We start from the raw sequence: 16,026 nt of genomic DNA, 5'->3' as shown, positions 1-16,026 counted from the left end.
GCCGGGCCCACAACGACAGCGAACCGTAGGCCGGATAAGCGAGGCGTATCCGGTACTACAGGTGCCGCATAAAGTTGGCAAATGCAGTACGGGGGACATATGACCTGGTTCATTGACCGACGACTTAACGGTAAAAATAAGAGCACGGTTAACCGCCAGCGCTTTTTACGCCGTTATAAAGCACAAATTAAACAGTCGATCTCCGAGGCCATTAACAAGCGTTCGGTGACCGATGTAGACAGCGGTGAATCTGTCTCCATCCCGACGGAAGATATTAGCGAACCGATGTTTCATCAGGGACGCGGCGGCCTGCGCCATCGCGTCCATCCGGGAAACGACCACTTCGTGCAGAATGACCGCATTGAGCGCCCGCAGGGCGGAGGCGGTGGTTCAGGAAGTGGACAGGGCCAGGCCAGTCAGGACGGTGAAGGCCAGGATGAGTTCGTCTTTCAGATCTCTAAAGATGAATACCTGGATCTGCTTTTCGAAGATTTAGCGCTGCCCAACCTGAAGCAAAACCAGCAGCGTCAGCTTACGGAGTATAAAACACATCGCGCGGGCTATACCGCCAACGGCGTTCCAGCCAATATCAGCGTCGTACGGTCGTTGCAAAATTCCCTCGCCCGACGGACAGCCATGACGGCAGGTAAACGACGTGAGTTGCACGCGCTGGAGCAGGATCTCGACACCATCAGCAAGAGCGAACCGGCGCAACTTCTGGAGGAGGAACGGTTGCGCAAAGAGATTGCCGAATTGCGGGCAAAAATCGAGCGCGTGCCGTTCATCGACACCTTCGACTTACGTTACAAAAATTACGAGAAGCGTCCCGACCCGTCCAGCCAGGCGGTAATGTTCTGCCTGATGGATGTCTCCGGCTCCATGGATCAGTCGACAAAAGACATGGCCAAACGTTTTTATATTCTGCTCTATCTGTTTTTGAGTCGAACGTATAAGAACGTGGAAGTGGTCTACATTCGTCACCACACCCAGGCGAAAGAGGTCGATGAGCATGAGTTCTTCTACTCTCAGGAAACCGGGGGAACCATTGTCTCCAGCGCCCTGAAGTTGATGGATGAGGTTGTGAAAGAGCGTTACGATCCTGCGCAATGGAACATCTACGCCGCACAGGCATCGGATGGCGATAACTGGGCGGATGATTCGCCGCTGTGCCATGAAATTCTGGCGAAGAAACTGCTGCCGGTGGTTCGCTATTACAGTTACATCGAAATTACCCGCCGCGCGCATCAGACCCTATGGCGCGAATATGAGCATTTGCAGGCCACCTTTGATAATTTTGCGATGCAGCATATTCGCGATCAGGATGATATTTATCCGGTGTTCCGCGAGCTTTTTCAGAAACAAGGCGCCACCAGCGCCAATTAACCCTAACCAGCCAGGAAAATAGTCTTCTGGCTGGTTCATTTCATGCCGTTGTACTTCATCTCTCCATTGCTCGGTAGGTTGTTTCTGTGACGTGTGATAAAATAGATCATCTGACCAGGAGGGTTGTTGTTTATCATGAAATTGCCTCATAAAGCGCTCAGGCTCTTTATTTCCGCAAGTGTTGTCGTTTTGACATCGTCTTTTTTGATCTATGAACTTATTGCCAGTCATAAGGCAATGAATAGTTATATGCACTATATCATCGAAAAAGCAGACTCCTCGTTTCTGTATGATAAATACCAGAACCAGAGCATTGCCGCCCATCTGATGCGCACCCTGGCAACGCCCGGAAAAACGGTCCCGGCAGAAACCCGCAATACCATTTGCCAGTCGTTTGAAAGCGTTAACGCGGTGTATGGTCTGAATCTGACGACGCACAATTATCTCGCGCTCAACGGCACGTTACAGACCTCCGTTGATGACTGTGAGCGTATCGCGAACGATGTGTTCCTGCTTCCTGCCTTTGATCAGGCCGTGAAGGTTAACCGGGAACAGGTTGATTATGGAAAAGGCCTCGCCACTTCAGAAGAGAAATTTCATTATTATCTGGATTTACAGAATCAATATATTTATTTCTACGATCGGATCAATACGCGCCAGTTTGCCATGCATCACTGGGCTTTTTTACAAAAAGGCTCGTTAGGTATTCATCAGACCGATATTGATGAATTATTTTCTGGTCGTACCGTTCTGTCGAGTATCTATCAGGATGATCGTACCGAACTTAACGTAATGAGTTTTTTAACACCGGTCTATCTGAACGGTAGGTTAAAAGGGATGGTCATGGTGGATATTAATAAAAGCAATTTGCAGAATATTGTTTTTACCCACGACCGCCCCCTGGTCTGGCGTTATCTTGATGCCAGCGTCACGGATACCGACTCCGATAAGACAATTATTATTCATCAAAGCGAAAATAACCTATTCCCGTACGTCAATTACGTCAGCAATCTTCCCGGTGGCCTGCACGTTGAGCTGTCACTCGATATTTTGTATTTCATTGTCTCGTCCTGGAAACTGTTTTTGTTTTACCTGCTGGCGACCGCCCTGCTCCTCAATATGGTCAGACTGCATTTCCGCCTTTACCACAATGTCACCCGCGAAAATATCAGCGATGCGATGACGGGCCTGTATAACCGCAAAATTTTAACCCCGACGCTCGAACAGCGATTACAGCGGTTAGTCAGTGCCGGTGCGTCGGTGACCTTTATCGCCATTGATCTTGATAAGCTGAAGATGATTAACGATACGCTGGGGCATCACGCGGGCGATCGGGCGATCACGCTGCTGGCGAAAGCCATCGAGGCGTCGGTGCGTAAGAGCGATTACGCCATTCGCCTCGGCGGCGATGAGTTTTGTATCATTCTGATAGACGCCGAGCCTGATATGGCAACTCGCCTGCCGGAACGGATTGCCAGTCACCTGCGAACCGTCGCACCAGAGAAGGATATTCGTTTTTCATCAGGCAGTTATATTATGCAGCCGAACGATACGCTGCATGACGCCTACACCGCGTCCGACGAACAGCTCTACCTCAATAAACACCAAAATCGTCAGCGTTCGTGATAATCTTTGCCGTGTTTTTCGCGCGAACAGGAGTAAAAGATGAGCGAAATGGAGAAAGGCAGCGACACCCATCAGCGTTTACTCGATTTATTATCTCTGGAGGGCGCCCGTTATCGCGTCGTCAGCCATGAGGCCGTAGGGAAATGCGAAGCCGTGTCAGAAATTCGGGGCACCGCACTGGGTCAGGGAGCAAAAGCGCTGGTCTGTAAAGTCAAAGGCAATGGCGTGAACCAGCATGTACTGGCTATTCTGCCTGCCGATCAACAGGCCGATCTCGGTCAACTGGCGACATATCTTGGCGGCCTGCGGGCATCCCTCGCGAGCCCCGCAGAGGTAGATGAACTCACCGGTTGCGTATTTGGCGCGATTCCCCCCTTCAGTTTTCATCCACAGCTAAAACTGGTCGCCGATCCCTTGTTGTTCGAGCGTTATGATGAAATTGCCTTTAATGCCGGAGTGCTCACGAAGTCGATCATTCTTAATACTGACGACTATCTGCGCATTGCTCAGCCTGAGCAGGTGGCGTTTCACCGCGTATCGTAAGCGTTCAGCTACCGCGTTCGAGAATTAAAACAGAAATCACGATAACGGCGGCGATGGCGAAAAAGGATGAACTAATAATGAGCGTTTCAATAAACATCTGATCGTTCATGGCTACACCTCGTCATGAGAGAAACCGGTTCATCTGTTATTGATAGTCCGCGATCATGGCAATTTGATGACAAAACAGCAAAATCGCCCATTTTTTCGCCATCATGCATTTGCCTGAAAATAGCAGTCTGATTCTAAAAAAGTCTGTTCTGCGCTGCGTTTGGGCGTAGAGTAAACAGGCTTAACTTTTTTTGGCAAGGAAACAACGATGTTTGATGTCACTCTGCTGGTCCTGCTTGGGCTGGCAGCTCTGGGCTTTGTCAGCCATAACACCACTGTCGCCGTTTCAATTCTGGTGCTGATTATTGTCCGCGTTACTCCGCTCAATACCTTTTTCCCGTGGATTGAAAAACAAGGGCTGACCATCGGGATTATTATCCTGACGATTGGCGTCATGGCACCGATCGCCAGCGGGACGCTGCCGCCTTCCACGTTGATCCACTCTTTCCTTAACTGGAAATCGCTGGTGGCGATTGTGGTTGGCGTGGTGGTGTCGTGGCTCGGCGGTCGCGGTGTGACGCTGATGGGCAGCCAGCCGCAACTGGTCGCCGGGTTGCTGGTCGGCACCGTACTTGGCGTGGCTTTGTTTCGCGGTGTGCCTGTCGGGCCGCTTATCGCTGCTGGTCTTGTCTCGCTTATTGTGGGAAGGCAGTAGTCAACCCCGCCAGATAACGGCCTGGCGTCTGGCCCAGGCCTTTTTTGAACATGGTGATGAACGCGGTGGTCGAGTCATATCCCAACAGTTGCGCCACCTGCTGCACATTGCGCCCCCCGACGAGAGCCTGTAAAGCCAGAATAAGCTGGAGCTGATGCCGCCAGCGACGAAAGCTGAGCCCCGTCTCTTTCACCACCAGTCGGGCAAGATTGCGCTCGCTCATCGCAAATACGCTGGCCCACTGCCCCAGCGTTTGCCACTGCGCCGGTTCGCGCGCCATCGTTTCAACCATCCGACGGATCTTCGGGTGTGCAGAAACCGGTAACTGCATCTGCTCCTGCGGCTGCTGCGGGAGTTCATCGAATAACACCTGCGTCAGGCGCTGTGTCTGCGGTTCTGCCCGCTGACCGTCGCTACGCGTCGCCAGAGAGAGGATCAGTTCCCGACAAAGCGGAGATATTTTTAACGTACAACACCTGCCCGGCAGAGTGACCGCATCCGGTTCGATAAACAGAAAGCAGAGCTCCGCGCCTGTCGTCACGTGGTTGCTGTGAGGTACGCCGCCGGGGATCCAGACTGCGTACTGAGGCGGCACCATCCACATAGCGCACTCAACATCACAGGTGATAGCCCCATGCAGTGCCATAATGAGTTGCCCTTTGCGATGCTGATGCTGCGCGCTGAACAGCTCGTCCGGGCGGGCGCGGATGCGAAACGCCACCGCGGCATCGTGGTGAAGATCGGGGTCATATCCGTCGAGTCGCAGGCTGTACATCATTTTGTCCGAATTTAGCGATAAACTGTCATTTTAGCTTGATTCGTTATGCAGATAAACGCGCTAAGGTACGCCCTCACCTGTTGATATGAGAGAACAATGACTTCTTCACCACCACGCGGCAACCACGGTGCCCTGCTGATTGCGGGTATCCTGATGATTGCCACCACGCTGCGCGTGACGTTTACCGGCGCCGCCCCGTTGCTGGATGCGATTCGCACGGATTATGGTCTCACGACGGCCCAGACAGGGCTATTAACCACCCTGCCGCTGCTGGCGTTCGCGCTGGTTTCTCCCCTTGCCGCAGGCATTGCCCGCCGTATTGGCATGGAACGCAGCCTCTTTGTCGCGATGCTGTTGATTTGCGCCGGGATTGCCGTGCGTTCTCTGCCCTGCGCCGCATTACTGTTTCTTGGCACCGCTATCATCGGCTGTGGTATTGCCCTCGGCAACGTGTTGCTGCCGGGTTTGATCAAGCGCGATTTTTCACAGCATGTCGCCAGACTGACCGGCGCTTACTCCCTGACGATGGGGGCCGCCGCCGCGCTGGGCTCTGCGCTGGTGGTGCCACTGGCGCTGAGCGGGTTTGGCTGGCGTGGCGCGCTGTTACTGCTGATGGCGTTCCCACTGCTGGCGTTTCTGGTCTGGCTGCCGCAGTGGCGCAATACTGCCCACGCGAACGTGACCACCTCACGCACCCTGCACGCACGCGGTATCTGGCGTTCGCCGCTGGCCTGGCAGGTGACGCTATTTCTTGGGATTAACTCGCTGATTTATTATGTGATTATCGGCTGGCTGCCGGCGATCTTAATCAGCCACGGCTACAGCGAGGCACAGGCCGGCTCGCTGCACGGTTTACTCCAGTTGGCGACCGCCTCTCCCGGTTTACTCATTCCGCTGGTGCTGCACCGTTTTCGCGATCAGCGCAGCATCGCCGCACTGGTGTCGTTCATGTGCGCCGTGGGTGCGGCAGGGTTCTGGTTTATACCGGATCAGGCAATGCTGTGGACGCTGCTGTTCGGATTCGGCTCCGGCGCAACGATGATTCTGGGGCTGACCTTCATCGGCCTGCGCGCCAGTTCTGCACATCAGGCGGCGGCGCTTTCCGGCATGGCGCAATCCGTCGGCTATTTACTCGCCGCATGCGGACCGCCTCTGATGGGCAGGATCCATGACACTCAGGGAAGCTGGCAGATCCCGCTGCTGGCCGTTGCGGCGCTGGCCGTTGTGATGGCGGTTTTCGGCCTCTATGCCGGGCGTAATAAGGCGATCGCCGACTAAGCGAGTCAGGGCAGACTCACAGGTCTGCCCTGCTGATTAGCCTCGCGCGGCGCGCAGCATCGCCTGTACGAGAGGAACCGGTTTACCCGCCAGTGCACCCCGTTCGTGCTGAAACAGGGTCGCCACATAGAATGGATGCGTGACCAACTCCACCGCCCGAATCTCCCCGTTATCATCCCAGCCGGTTACCCGCAGATCGCCGCTTTCCAGTTCAGCCGCGAACGCCTCTGCAATGCCATAGTTGCAGTGATAGGCTTCTGAAATCACCGACTGACCATACGCTTTGGCAATCAGGGTGTTGGGTCGCAGTTCGATAGCGTCGGTTTTTTCCACCAGCGAACAGGTGAGTGGCGCGATGACCATCCGGCCTGTTGTGTCAGTTTCCGCATGGGCGGCATCTGACCAACCCAGCACGTTACGGGCGTATTCGAGGATGGCATGTTGAAAACCGCCGCAGGTTCCCAGGAAGGGAATGCCGTTTTCGCGGGCATAACGGATGGCAGTCAGCGCGCCTTGCGTATTTTTGTATGGACTACCGGGTACCACCCAGATGGCATCGTAGCCGACCAGATCTTCTGCGCTGGTGATTTCAGTGCTGGCCAGCCAGTCGTAATCCGCCACCAGTTCCAGCACCGCAGCGGCGTCGTCGATGGCCAGGGGAATCGCCTGATGTGCCGTGACGCCCGCGTTGTAATCACCCACCACCGCAATCCGCAGCGTATCTTTTACAGAGGATATTTCCATGGAGAATTCCTTACGTCTGAACAATTGGGGACAACATAAGGAACCTCAGCCTACCGATCTTTTACTGCCATCACAATACCTTAATTTAAGGATGGGCAGGCGCAAAGTGATATAGTGATCGGGTGCTGTTTTTCTGCTGGTCGAGTCAAATGCGATGAAAAGTAAGGTTTTAGTGAGTGCTTGTCTGATGGGGTTAAAGGTACGTTATAACGGCAGCGAGAAAGCCCGGCCGACAGCGATGTTAGCTCACCTGCAGGCAGAACAGCGCCTGGTTGTCCACTGCCCGGAACTGGCCGCAGGATTGCCGACGCCACGCCCACCGGCAGAGATTGTTCAGGCCGATGGCAACGACGTCATGCAGGGACGTGCGACCCTTGTCGAACAGAGCGGTCATGATGTCACAGCGCACTATCAGCTTGCCGCCTGGCTGGCCCTTCGTACCGCGCAAGAGACCGGCTGTGACGTTGCGCTACTCACCGACGGCAGCCCAACCTGCGGCAGCCAGTTTATTTACGACGGCAGTTTCAGTGGTCAACGTCATCCCGGAGCGGGGGTTGCCGCTGCACTGTTACGTCAGCACGGGATAACGGTTTTTTCCGACCATCAGCTCGATGAGTTTTGCGCCTGGATTGAGGAGAGAGACAAACATGAATATTCAGTGTAAACGCGTCTACGACCCGGCAGAGGACAGCGATGGCTACCGGGTTCTGGTTGACCGGCTATGGCCGCGCGGGATCAAAAAAGCGAATCTCGCGTTGGATGAGTGGGTCAAAGACCTCACCCCTTCGACAGAACTGCGCAAAGCTTTTCACGCCGAAACGATTGATTTTCATCATTTTACTGAGTTGTACCGCGCGGAGCTCGCCACGCAGAAGCAAGAAGGCGAGCGACTGGCGCAGATTGCCCGCCAGCAGACGCTGACACTGCTGTATGCCGCCAAAAACAGCGAACAGAATCACGCCCTTGTGCTGGCGGACTGGCTACGCGAGTTGTGATTCGCGGGTGTTTGTCGCCTCAGGATGAGTATCCGGCAGCAGTGGCATCAGGTGTTCCGATCTCACCCAGGCAAAACCCTGCTGCCCACTTGCCGACACCACCTCCCCCGTCACCAGCCAGAGCGCACGCGGCGTCTCTTTCGGCAGCATCGTGGTAAATCCATTCACAGGGTTAATAAATATTTCGCCCGGCTGGCAGAGATGAAATAATTCAACCGACTTGCCTATATTGCAGCGTCCGGCGGACGTTTTCGCACCGATTATTAGCGCCAGGGTGCCCGGCTTTAACTGGAACATACTTCTCTCGTTGCGCTCTCGCGACTCTGGTTAAGATAAATCCGAGAAATGATAGCCTGCCGGGTGCCTGCCTGTCACGCCCTTCCCGCTCGCAGAATAAGCGAAAAGCGCGAGGATAAAACCCCTTTTGTCACCCATTAACCCCTGTTATCCTTGCACCTCTTTGCATAATTCAGACAGGTGATCGCATGAGACTGGGCATACTGTTTCCCGTCGTCATTTTCATTACGGCCGTGGTCTTTTTGGCCTGGTTTTTTATCGGTGGCTATGCCGCACCAGGGGCGTAAATCATGAAAAAAACGACGCTGATTATGATTGTCGTTGCGGTAGTTGTGGTGTTGGGTACCGAACTGGGCTGGTGGTAACGCCGGGACAAAAATGACAAAGGCCACCCTCAGGTCGCCTTTTGTCAGTCAATTTTTGCGGCTTAACTTTTGATTTTTCGGTAGATAAACAGCACTACGATAGCACCAATAATCGCCACTGCGAAGCTGCCGAAATTAAAGCCGTCCACTTTCCCAAAGCCAAGCAGAGTACTGATCCATCCCCCCACCACGGCACCGACGATCCCCAGGATGATCGTCATAAAGAATCCACCACCATCCTTACCAGGCATAATCCACTTCGCCAGAATACCTGCAATCAGACCAAAAATAATCCATGAAATAATGCCCATTTTTTCCTCGCTTATCGATTTTGCGTTAGCGGTTTACTCGCCGTTAAAAAGAATAGCACATCGTCAGGAAATTGAAATTTGTGATGAACATCACTTAATTTGACGTTCTGATTTCTCCCACAAAAGATGGGGTTGCAAGTTTAGATGATAAAGATTATCTTTCTCATTACTGAATAGTTGAGTAATTAACTCAGGTATTTAGTACGACATTGCTCACATTGCTTCCAGTATTTCTTGCCCGCCTCTGTGCGGGCTTTTTTTTGACGCCAGCTCGTCATTTATGTCGATTCCACTGTCATTTCTCCTGACGGCTCTGCCTGAGCCCGCGCCAACGCTGACTTTGCCACTCTGGCACGCATTGTGCTTATCCCCTGCGTCATGACGACAACCCGAAGCTTCAGCGGCTCCGCGCTGGCTTCGTCACAATTCGCGCTATTTCAGCTTTTAACAGGTCTGTTATTGATGAAAAAAATCACCAGTGTCTGTCCCTACTGTGGGGCCGGGTGCAAGCTCAAGCTTGTTGTTGAAAATAACAAAATCATCCGCGCCGAAGCGGCTGAGGGCGTTACCAACCAGAACCAGCTTTGTCTGAAAGGGTACTATGGCTGGGACTTCCTCAACGACACCCGCCTTCTGACTCCCCGCCTCACCCGTCCGCTGATCCGCTACCAAAAAGGCGGCAAATTTACCCCGGTCAGTTGGGATGAAGCGATCCGCTATACCGCCCGACGTTTACTGGAAATTCGCGACAGCGCGGGCCCGCGCGCCATTATGACGACCGGTTCCTCACGCGGCACCGGAAATGAAACTAACTATGTGATGCAGAAATTCGCCCGTGCAGTCCTCAACACCAACAACGTGGACTGCTGTGCCCGCGTGTGCCACGGACCGTCAGTGGCCGGACTCCAGGAAACACTGGGCAATGGCGCGATGAGTAATTCCATTAGCGACATAGAAAGCTCCAGGTGTTTGCTGATCTTCGGCTACAACTGTGCAGATTCTCACCCGATTGTGGCGCGTCGGGTGATCAACGCGCGTCAGAATGGTGCGAAAATTATCGTCTGCGATCCCCGCCGCATAGAAACCGCCCGCATCGCTGACCAGCATCTGCAACTGAATAACGGTTGCAATATGGCGCTGGTGAACGCCTTTGGTTACGTCCTCATTGAAGAACAACTTTACGACAAAGAGTACGTTCACAAGCATACGCAAGGACTGGATGCCTATTGGCAAATCGTTAAGGACTATTCGCCGGAAGCCGTCGAACACCTGACCGGCGTTCCGGCCTCACAGGTACGTCAGGCGATGCGGACCTTTGCCGCAGCCCCTTCGGCAACCGTGATGTGGGGAATGGGCGTGACGCAATTCGGTCAGGCCGTCGATGTGGTACGCGGGTTGTCGAGCCTTGCGCTGCTGACCGGTAACCTCGGGCGCCCTCACGTGGGCGTCGGCCCGGTTCGCGGACAGAACAACGTCCAGGGAGCCTGCGACATGGGCGTATTACCTAATCTCTTCCCGGGATATCAGGATGTCACCGATGCGGCTGTCAGAGAGAAGTTCGCCAGTGCCTGGGGAATCGACGTCAGCCGGATGGACGACAAGGTTGGCACACGCATCACCGAAGTCCCGCATCTGGCACTGGAAGGTAAAATCAAAGCCTACTACATCATGGGGGAAGATCCGCTGCAAACAGAAGCCGATCTGGGGCTGGTGCGCGACGGTTTCGCGGCGCTGGATTTTGTCGTGGTACAGGATATTTTCATGACCAAAACCGCCGAGATGGCGGATGTGATTTTACCCGCCACCTCCTGGGGTGAGCACGGCGGCGTATTCACCTGTGCCGATCGTGGCTTCCAGCGCTTCGAAAAGGCCATCGACCCCGCCGGTGACGTGAAACGCGACTGGGAAATCATCAGCCTGCTCGCCAGCGAAATGGGCTATCCCATGCACTATGAAAACAATCAGCGAATCTGGGATGAAATGCGTGAACTGTGCCCGCTTTTCTATGGCGTAACGTACGAGAAGATGGGCGACATGGGACATATCCAGTGGCCCTGCCCCGACCTTGACCACCCCGGTACGCCGTATCTGTATGAAAACAGCCGTTTTGACACGTCAGACGGTAAAGGCAAGTTGTTTGCTGCGCCGTGGCGCGCCCCTGCGGAAGTCCCTGACGAAGTGTATCCGCTGGTCCTGTGTACGGTGCGCGAAGTTGGTCACTATTCCTGTCGTTCTATGACCGGTAACTGTGCCGCGCTGCAGGCGCTTGCCGATGAACCCGGCTATGTGCAAATCAGCTTGCAGGATGCGCAAAAGGCGGGTATTCGCCATCGCGACCTGGTGTGGGTCAGCTCGCGTCGGGGAAAAGTGATCAGTCGGGCGGATGTTTCCGAACGCATTAATCACGGGGCAGTGTACATGACCTATCAATGGTGGATTGGCGCATGTAATGAACTGACGCAGGATAATCTCGACCCTATCTCGAAAACGCCGGAAACCAAATATTGTGCGGTTCAGGTCGAGAAGATCGTCGATCAGCAATGGGCCGAACGCTATGCCGCGCAGACCTATCGTGACATGAAGACGCGACTTTGCGAGGCGATTGAATAGCACAACCTCGTCGCGCAACAGGTAAAATCAACAGGAACCACCTCCAGTGGAGGTGGTTTACGGATGACAATAAAAAAGCACCGTCTCTTAAGAGAGAGGGTGCTTTCATACATGCTGATTGTCGACGACAACTAGATCAGATTAATTTTGATATCATAGCTTTCCAACCCTGTCATTTTTTCCCGAGCCGTAAACTGGATATCAGAAACTTCTTTACCTGTCTTTTTTTTGAGCTCAACTATTTTTTTGGTAATGAAATCAGAAATATCCGCTTCAGTTTTTCTTGTTAACTCTTCGATTTTCATTATGCACCTCTTCTGGTCTGTAACGGCATTGATGCCCCCAGCAGTTCCATGATTCATGTGATAACTTGTACAACCACTGATATCTATAAACGATATGAAGTAAAGTTTCAATAATCAATAGGTTAGTGCATATTGTTTATACTAGTTTTGCTCAGGAATCAAACAACAATTCACCGTTTTAGTAACGTTTATCGCGAAACTCTCAGTCATTATTTAAAGAGTTTTGATGCCGCCGCAATAATTTCTTCTGAAGTAACCGTCCGATCGGAGGCAACATGAACGATTTTATGATCTCCGGTCAGAGAGGGAAAACCTGCGGACATGACTTGCAGGTGCGCTTTTTCTCCATTAGGGTACTCACGCATTATTGTAGTAACACTCTTCATTACTGATACGACGACTGCCGATTCTGAATTAAAAAAGACTATCACTTTCTTCATAATTATCCCGTGATGATTCTGTTAAATAAGAACAGCGGAAAAATAAAAAAGGCTCCCAAAGGAGCCCGGCTTTTATTTTCTGAAATCCAATGGAGACTGACCAGAACGAATGTACATTGCAATATTATCGAATGTTATCATTGTCGTTTTGCAAAAAATACATTTCGCGCCGAAAGGATTTCTGTCAGTGACATCAAAAGACGACGTCCTGTACTGAGACCCATGGCAGCATGGGCATCTGAAGTGAATATTATTAGTAATAGCAGAGTCCTTAAAGAGCCACGACATTAACTGCCGAGGGACCTTTTGGACCTTGTTCAACACTGAACTCGACTTCCTGATTCTCATTCAGCGTCTTAAAATCGTTACTCTGGATAGCAGAGAAATGGACGAATACATCCTTGCTGCCATCTTTCGGAGTGATAAAACCAAAACCTTTTTCAGGATTGAACCATTTAACTAAACCAGTCATTTTGTTAGACATAATCATTACCTTTTTGAGTAAGCCCTTGGGCAGAATGGTCCGAAAAAAATTATCAGAGAGAAAAAACCGACAGGGAAGTCTCAGTAGGAACAAATAATAAGATTATTACAGTGACTGTTTCAGATAAATTCATAACAAACCAGAACTCCATTAACGCATGATTAACCAAACATAGCAAGGTATAGTTTTGTAAGTCAGTTAATCCTCTGCTGACGAACAAAAAATAATATACATAGATTCAAACAGAAATGATGACATGCTGGCTCTGACCTTTATCTGTGATCGCATCAGCAAACTCAGAGCATTTCAGCAGGTTAACGCCTTCCATGTCTTTGACGATCAGGTCCGCAGCGTCGAACCACTGCATGTGGCGAAACAGTAGTCAAGACAATCACAACCATCTGATAAAAACATAATTTTATCAAAATCCTGGATCCTTACAGTCGTAAAGATCCGCTATGAACGAGAAACTGAGCTTCCATCTGCAGCCGATGCCTATGGCTTACAGTGTCAAAGCCCCCAGGAGAAGAACAGCTATCGTTCGGGGGCAAAGCCCTAATGCATAAGCTCAGCACTCTCCTTTTTAAGGTTGCAGTACGAATCGTTATGTATTCAAATGCATAACGGTATCCATATTGGAAGAGGATGATTGATGAACCTGTATATGTTTTATATCGGTGGTAATGCTGGCAAATCAAATATTGAAGTGCACGACATTCAGTTTGTCGCGGCCCAAAAGCCAGAAGACGCCTGGCCCGCCCTTCGCGATGCATGGTTCGGCGATAAAGATAAAATTCATATTGACGGTTACAGCCGTATCACCTGGGTTGACGGTTATTCCGTCACATTGTCTGCCGAGCCTTCTCGAGCAGAAAACAAGTTATTTTTCGTCAATGTGGGAGGTTACAGGCCTGATACGCTTGCAGAGTTACACGAGTTCGATTTGTTTGTGGCCGAAAATGCCCTGCAGGCTAAGAGTAAAGCGTTAAAGACACTGCTCTGTGGCGCCGACCAACAGCATAAGGATAATCTGAAGGACGTGGATGATTGCCTGTTACTGGAAAAGGTAGGTGATTTTTTTATTAATTTGACCCCCTGCGAGTCAGGAAGTCGTGATCAACCAGAGTGGCAGGGTTATCAACCGATAGGTGTCTAATATTGTAAACATAAACCCGGCGAACGTCCGCTCCTGACACGGTGCGGACAGAAAGCAAGGTTATAAGGTCCGCGGTGATCGAGGAACTGACGTTCGTCTAGTGTATAAATGGCAATGTCGCTTACGCTATTGGAACTGCCTTCCCGCTTTCTTATTCAGCGCAAATTTATGTGGAGTGCCACGAAGCAACGGCTTATCGGCGATGACATAGCGGAAAACACACATTGTGTTGACGATATAGCAATGCAAACGAGTGAACATATTTTACGCATTTTCCAGCGTCTCCACTCGCTATCCTGCATGGACAGCACGTGTAATACAATCCTGGCGGTTCAGCATCAGAGGGATAATCCATTACCAGGCCAGATACATTGATTGATGCTATAATGTCGGTTATTTCCGAGTGGGACAACAGGGAGTTATCTATCTTGCTCAGACAAAAGTATATCAGTGCTATTTTTTTAATCGTTATTTGTACCACTGTACTTTTTATTGCACTGGCCGTCCGTGAGGTACACGAGTTAAAGCGCTACCTGGGATATGTCGCTGAAAACGGTAAATCGGCACTTTTCCATGAAGAATCTATTAATCACAGTATTGCCACACGCCTTTCCCGGGCGTTTTATACCAGAACCGTGTCTGCGCCCGCAGCCAGCAGCGAACGGGTCGCAATTTGCCAGTCCCTTGAAAAGGAAGGTGATATTTACGGATTCAATCTGCTGGCAAAAAAAATGACCAGCCTGAACGGCACTCTGCAAACCCGTAATAAATCGTGCGAAAATTGGGCTGGTGATATTAGCGCGTTATCGGTTATTCACACGGCTGAGAGCAAGATTTTATCGAAGTACAGCTTTTCAAATTATACCGGGTATAGGTTCAGGAACATCCGGTACTACATCGATCTTTCTTATAATTATATTTATATTAATCAGCTGGTTAATACAAAAAACTACACTTTTAACAACTGGCTGGTTGGTAATAACAACACTATCAACATCGCGCGTAGTGCTCACACTATTTCCATTGATGACACTGCTCTGAATGATCTGCTTAAGGGTGAAAGTACGCTGTCTCATATCTATCAGGATGGATATACACATAATAATATCATCAGTATGCTTACCCCGGTATTTCTGGGTGATAAGGTAAAGGGCGTTCTGATCACCGACGTCAATATTACCGATCTCGTAGTTTCTTTTAAAACGGTCGATCGCCCCTTATTATGGAAATTCCTTTCTTTATATGTTACTGATAATGAAACCGGCACGCATATTTTTTTCCATAAGCCACAAATCAAGTCATATGATTTAATCGGCGACGAAGATAAACTCACACAGTACAACACAGTCCATGTAAAACTGGATGCTATCTATGTCATCATTACCAATTTATGGCTATTAGTACTTTACATCCCGGGCACCTGGATATTATGTCGCTATGCCCGTAAACAGTTAATCAGGCAGGAGTCGCTTTCCAGGGATAATGTGACGGACGCGATGACCGGTTTGTATAACCGAAAAGTCATTACACCGGAGCTGGAGCAAAAGATCCGTTCACTTATTGACAGAAACATCCCCATCACGGTTATCGCTATTGACAGTGATGGACTCAAAAAAATCAATGATTCTCTTGGCCATCATATGGGTGATAAGGCAATACAGACGCTGGGACTGGCACTGGGGAATGCCATTCGTAAAAGTGACTATGGCATACGACTTGGGGGCGATGAGTTCTGTCTGGTTCTTATCGATTATTCTCTGAATAAATCCCGCGATGTTATTACCCGTACGCAGGAACAATTACTCGCGATTGATCCGAATAAGCTGGTCGCATTTTCCTGGGGAGCATATCAGCTCCTGCCAGGAGATACACTGGAAGTGGCGATGCTGAAAGCCGATGAATTACTTTATCAGCACAAACGTAGCAAATACGAGGTACGCCGATAAGC

20 protein-coding genes and 1 pseudogene are annotated in these 16,026 nt (G+C 50.9%); 11 read left to right on the top strand and 10 right to left on the bottom strand.

The genetic code is table 11. The features are described 5' to 3' along the window. The first annotated feature begins 99 nt into the window (after positions 1-99). The 3 genes from F384_RS05735 (at position 100) to F384_RS05725 (ending at position 3,552) form a co-directional block, all read left to right on the top strand. The gene (locus F384_RS05735; protein WP_046479639.1) at positions 100-1,383 is read left to right on the top strand and encodes a YeaH/YhbH family protein; all 1,284 of its coding nucleotides are present in this window, start codon (positions 100-102) and stop codon (positions 1,381-1,383) included. A gap of 135 nt (positions 1,384-1,518) precedes the next feature. Continuing rightward, the gene (gene dgcJ, locus F384_RS05730; RefSeq protein ID WP_046497798.1) at positions 1,519-3,009 is read left to right on the top strand and encodes a diguanylate cyclase DgcJ; all 1,491 of its coding nucleotides are present in this window, start codon (positions 1,519-1,521) and stop codon (positions 3,007-3,009) included. Between the two features lie 39 nt (positions 3,010-3,048). Continuing rightward, complete coding sequence (locus F384_RS05725; protein WP_046479638.1) at positions 3,049-3,552, top strand: YbaK/prolyl-tRNA synthetase associated domain-containing protein; 504 nt, start codon at positions 3,049-3,051, stop codon at positions 3,550-3,552. A gap of 4 nt (positions 3,553-3,556) precedes the next feature. On the opposite strand, the gene yoaI is transcribed toward F384_RS05725, so the two are convergent. Next, positions 3,557-3,661 carry a small membrane protein YoaI gene (gene yoaI / locus F384_RS29765; RefSeq protein WP_086512617.1) on the bottom strand — a complete coding sequence of 35 codons (105 nt, stop codon included), beginning with the start codon at positions 3,659-3,661 and terminating at the stop codon, positions 3,557-3,559. Between the two features lie 207 nt (positions 3,662-3,868). Between yoaI and F384_RS05720 the strand changes: the two genes are divergently transcribed. Further along, positions 3,869-4,315 carry a DUF441 domain-containing protein gene (locus tag F384_RS05720; protein ID WP_042319499.1) on the top strand — a complete coding sequence of 149 codons (447 nt, stop codon included), beginning with the start codon at positions 3,869-3,871 and terminating at the stop codon, positions 4,313-4,315. Here F384_RS05720 and F384_RS05715 read toward each other — a convergent pair. Beyond that, positions 4,296-5,090, bottom strand: coding sequence for an AraC family transcriptional regulator (locus F384_RS05715; RefSeq protein WP_046479636.1), 795 nt, complete (start codon positions 5,088-5,090; stop codon positions 4,296-4,298). The two genes, F384_RS05720 and F384_RS05715, sit on opposite strands and share 20 nt — an antisense overlap. 99 nt (positions 5,091-5,189) lie before the next feature. Between F384_RS05715 and F384_RS05710 the strand changes: the two genes are divergently transcribed. Next, positions 5,190-6,371 carry a CynX/NimT family MFS transporter gene (locus F384_RS05710; protein ID WP_046479635.1) on the top strand — a complete coding sequence of 394 codons (1,182 nt, stop codon included), beginning with the start codon at positions 5,190-5,192 and terminating at the stop codon, positions 6,369-6,371. A 36-nt stretch (positions 6,372-6,407) separates the two neighbouring features. On the opposite strand, the gene F384_RS05705 is transcribed toward F384_RS05710, so the two are convergent. Further along, positions 6,408-7,115 carry a CTP synthase gene (locus F384_RS05705; RefSeq protein ID WP_046479633.1) on the bottom strand — a complete coding sequence of 236 codons (708 nt, stop codon included), beginning with the start codon at positions 7,113-7,115 and terminating at the stop codon, positions 6,408-6,410. A gap of 154 nt (positions 7,116-7,269) precedes the next feature. Between F384_RS05705 and F384_RS05700 the strand changes: the two genes are divergently transcribed. Together F384_RS05700 and F384_RS05695 are read left to right on the top strand one after the other, a co-directional pair. Then, complete coding sequence (locus F384_RS05700; protein ID WP_046479632.1) at positions 7,270-7,779, top strand: DUF523 domain-containing protein; 510 nt, start codon at positions 7,270-7,272, stop codon at positions 7,777-7,779. Beyond that, positions 7,763-8,110: a DUF488 domain-containing protein gene (locus F384_RS05695; protein WP_046479630.1), complete on the top strand. Its 348-nt coding sequence runs from the start codon at positions 7,763-7,765 to the stop codon at positions 8,108-8,110. The genes F384_RS05700 and F384_RS05695 overlap by 17 nt, the downstream gene beginning before the upstream one ends. On the opposite strand, the gene F384_RS05690 is transcribed toward F384_RS05695, so the two are convergent. Continuing rightward, complete coding sequence (locus tag F384_RS05690) at positions 8,096-8,407, bottom strand: hypothetical protein (RefSeq protein ID WP_046479629.1); 312 nt, start codon at positions 8,405-8,407, stop codon at positions 8,096-8,098. The genes F384_RS05695 and F384_RS05690 overlap by 15 nt on opposite strands. Before the next feature lie 188 nt (positions 8,408-8,595). Here F384_RS05690 and F384_RS29760 point away from each other — a divergent pair, with 188 nt between their 5' ends. Continuing rightward, positions 8,596-8,694, top strand: a complete 99-nt coding sequence (locus F384_RS29760) for a YoaK family small membrane protein (protein WP_042287604.1) — start codon at positions 8,596-8,598, stop codon at positions 8,692-8,694. Positions 8,695-8,834: 140 nt separating this feature from the next. On the opposite strand, the gene F384_RS05680 is transcribed toward F384_RS29760, so the two are convergent. Next, positions 8,835-9,083, bottom strand: a complete 249-nt coding sequence (locus F384_RS05680) for a GlsB/YeaQ/YmgE family stress response membrane protein (protein WP_046479627.1) — start codon at positions 9,081-9,083, stop codon at positions 8,835-8,837. A gap of 462 nt (positions 9,084-9,545) precedes the next feature. On the opposite strand from F384_RS05680, the gene fdhF reads away from it, so the two are divergent. Beyond that, positions 9,546-11,693: a formate dehydrogenase subunit alpha gene (gene fdhF, locus F384_RS05675; RefSeq protein WP_046497793.1), complete on the top strand. Its 2,148-nt coding sequence runs from the start codon at positions 9,546-9,548 to the stop codon at positions 11,691-11,693. Positions 11,694-11,824: 131 nt separating this feature from the next. Here fdhF and F384_RS27845 read toward each other — a convergent pair whose 3' ends face one another. The 5 genes and pseudogenes from F384_RS27845 to F384_RS30725 form a co-directional block, all read right to left on the bottom strand. Then, complete coding sequence (locus F384_RS27845) at positions 11,825-11,998, bottom strand: GnsA/GnsB family addiction module toxin (RefSeq protein ID WP_052746885.1); 174 nt, start codon at positions 11,996-11,998, stop codon at positions 11,825-11,827. Positions 11,999-12,207: 209 nt separating this feature from the next. Beyond that, on the bottom strand, positions 12,208-12,438 hold the full coding sequence (locus tag F384_RS05670) for a hypothetical protein (RefSeq protein ID WP_046479626.1): 231 nt from the start codon (positions 12,436-12,438) through the stop codon (positions 12,208-12,210). Positions 12,439-12,510: 72 nt separating this feature from the next. Then, entirely contained in the window at positions 12,511-12,699 is a 189-nt protein-coding gene (locus F384_RS28535) for a cold-shock protein (protein ID WP_080950054.1), read from the bottom strand. A gap of 10 nt (positions 12,700-12,709) precedes the next feature. Next, positions 12,710-12,922 (bottom strand): cold shock protein CspG, encoded by a 213-nt coding sequence (gene cspG, locus F384_RS05665; RefSeq protein ID WP_046479624.1) that lies wholly within the window; start codon positions 12,920-12,922, stop codon positions 12,710-12,712. Positions 12,923-13,160: 238 nt separating this feature from the next. Then, positions 13,161-13,304 (bottom strand): annotated as a pseudogene (locus F384_RS30725) (hypothetical protein); the annotation flags it as partial. Positions 13,305-13,574: 270 nt separating this feature from the next. Between F384_RS30725 and F384_RS05660 the strand changes: the two are divergent. Together F384_RS05660 and dgcJ (F384_RS05650) are read left to right on the top strand one after the other, a co-directional pair. Then, on the top strand, positions 13,575-14,078 hold the full coding sequence (locus tag F384_RS05660) for a DUF1543 domain-containing protein (protein WP_046479623.1): 504 nt from the start codon (positions 13,575-13,577) through the stop codon (positions 14,076-14,078). A 386-nt stretch (positions 14,079-14,464) separates the two neighbouring features. Beyond that, the gene (gene dgcJ, locus F384_RS05650) at positions 14,465-16,024 is read left to right on the top strand and encodes a diguanylate cyclase DgcJ (RefSeq protein WP_046479620.1); all 1,560 of its coding nucleotides are present in this window, start codon (positions 14,465-14,467) and stop codon (positions 16,022-16,024) included. Positions 16,025-16,026 lie beyond the last annotated feature (2 nt).

This window comes from Citrobacter amalonaticus Y19 (genome assembly GCF_000981805.1).
GTDB lineage: Bacteria > Pseudomonadota > Gammaproteobacteria > Enterobacterales > Enterobacteriaceae > Citrobacter_A > Citrobacter_A amalonaticus_C.
The sequence above is the reverse complement of the archived record's forward strand: the minus strand, read 5'-3'. Positions and strand labels throughout refer to the sequence as shown.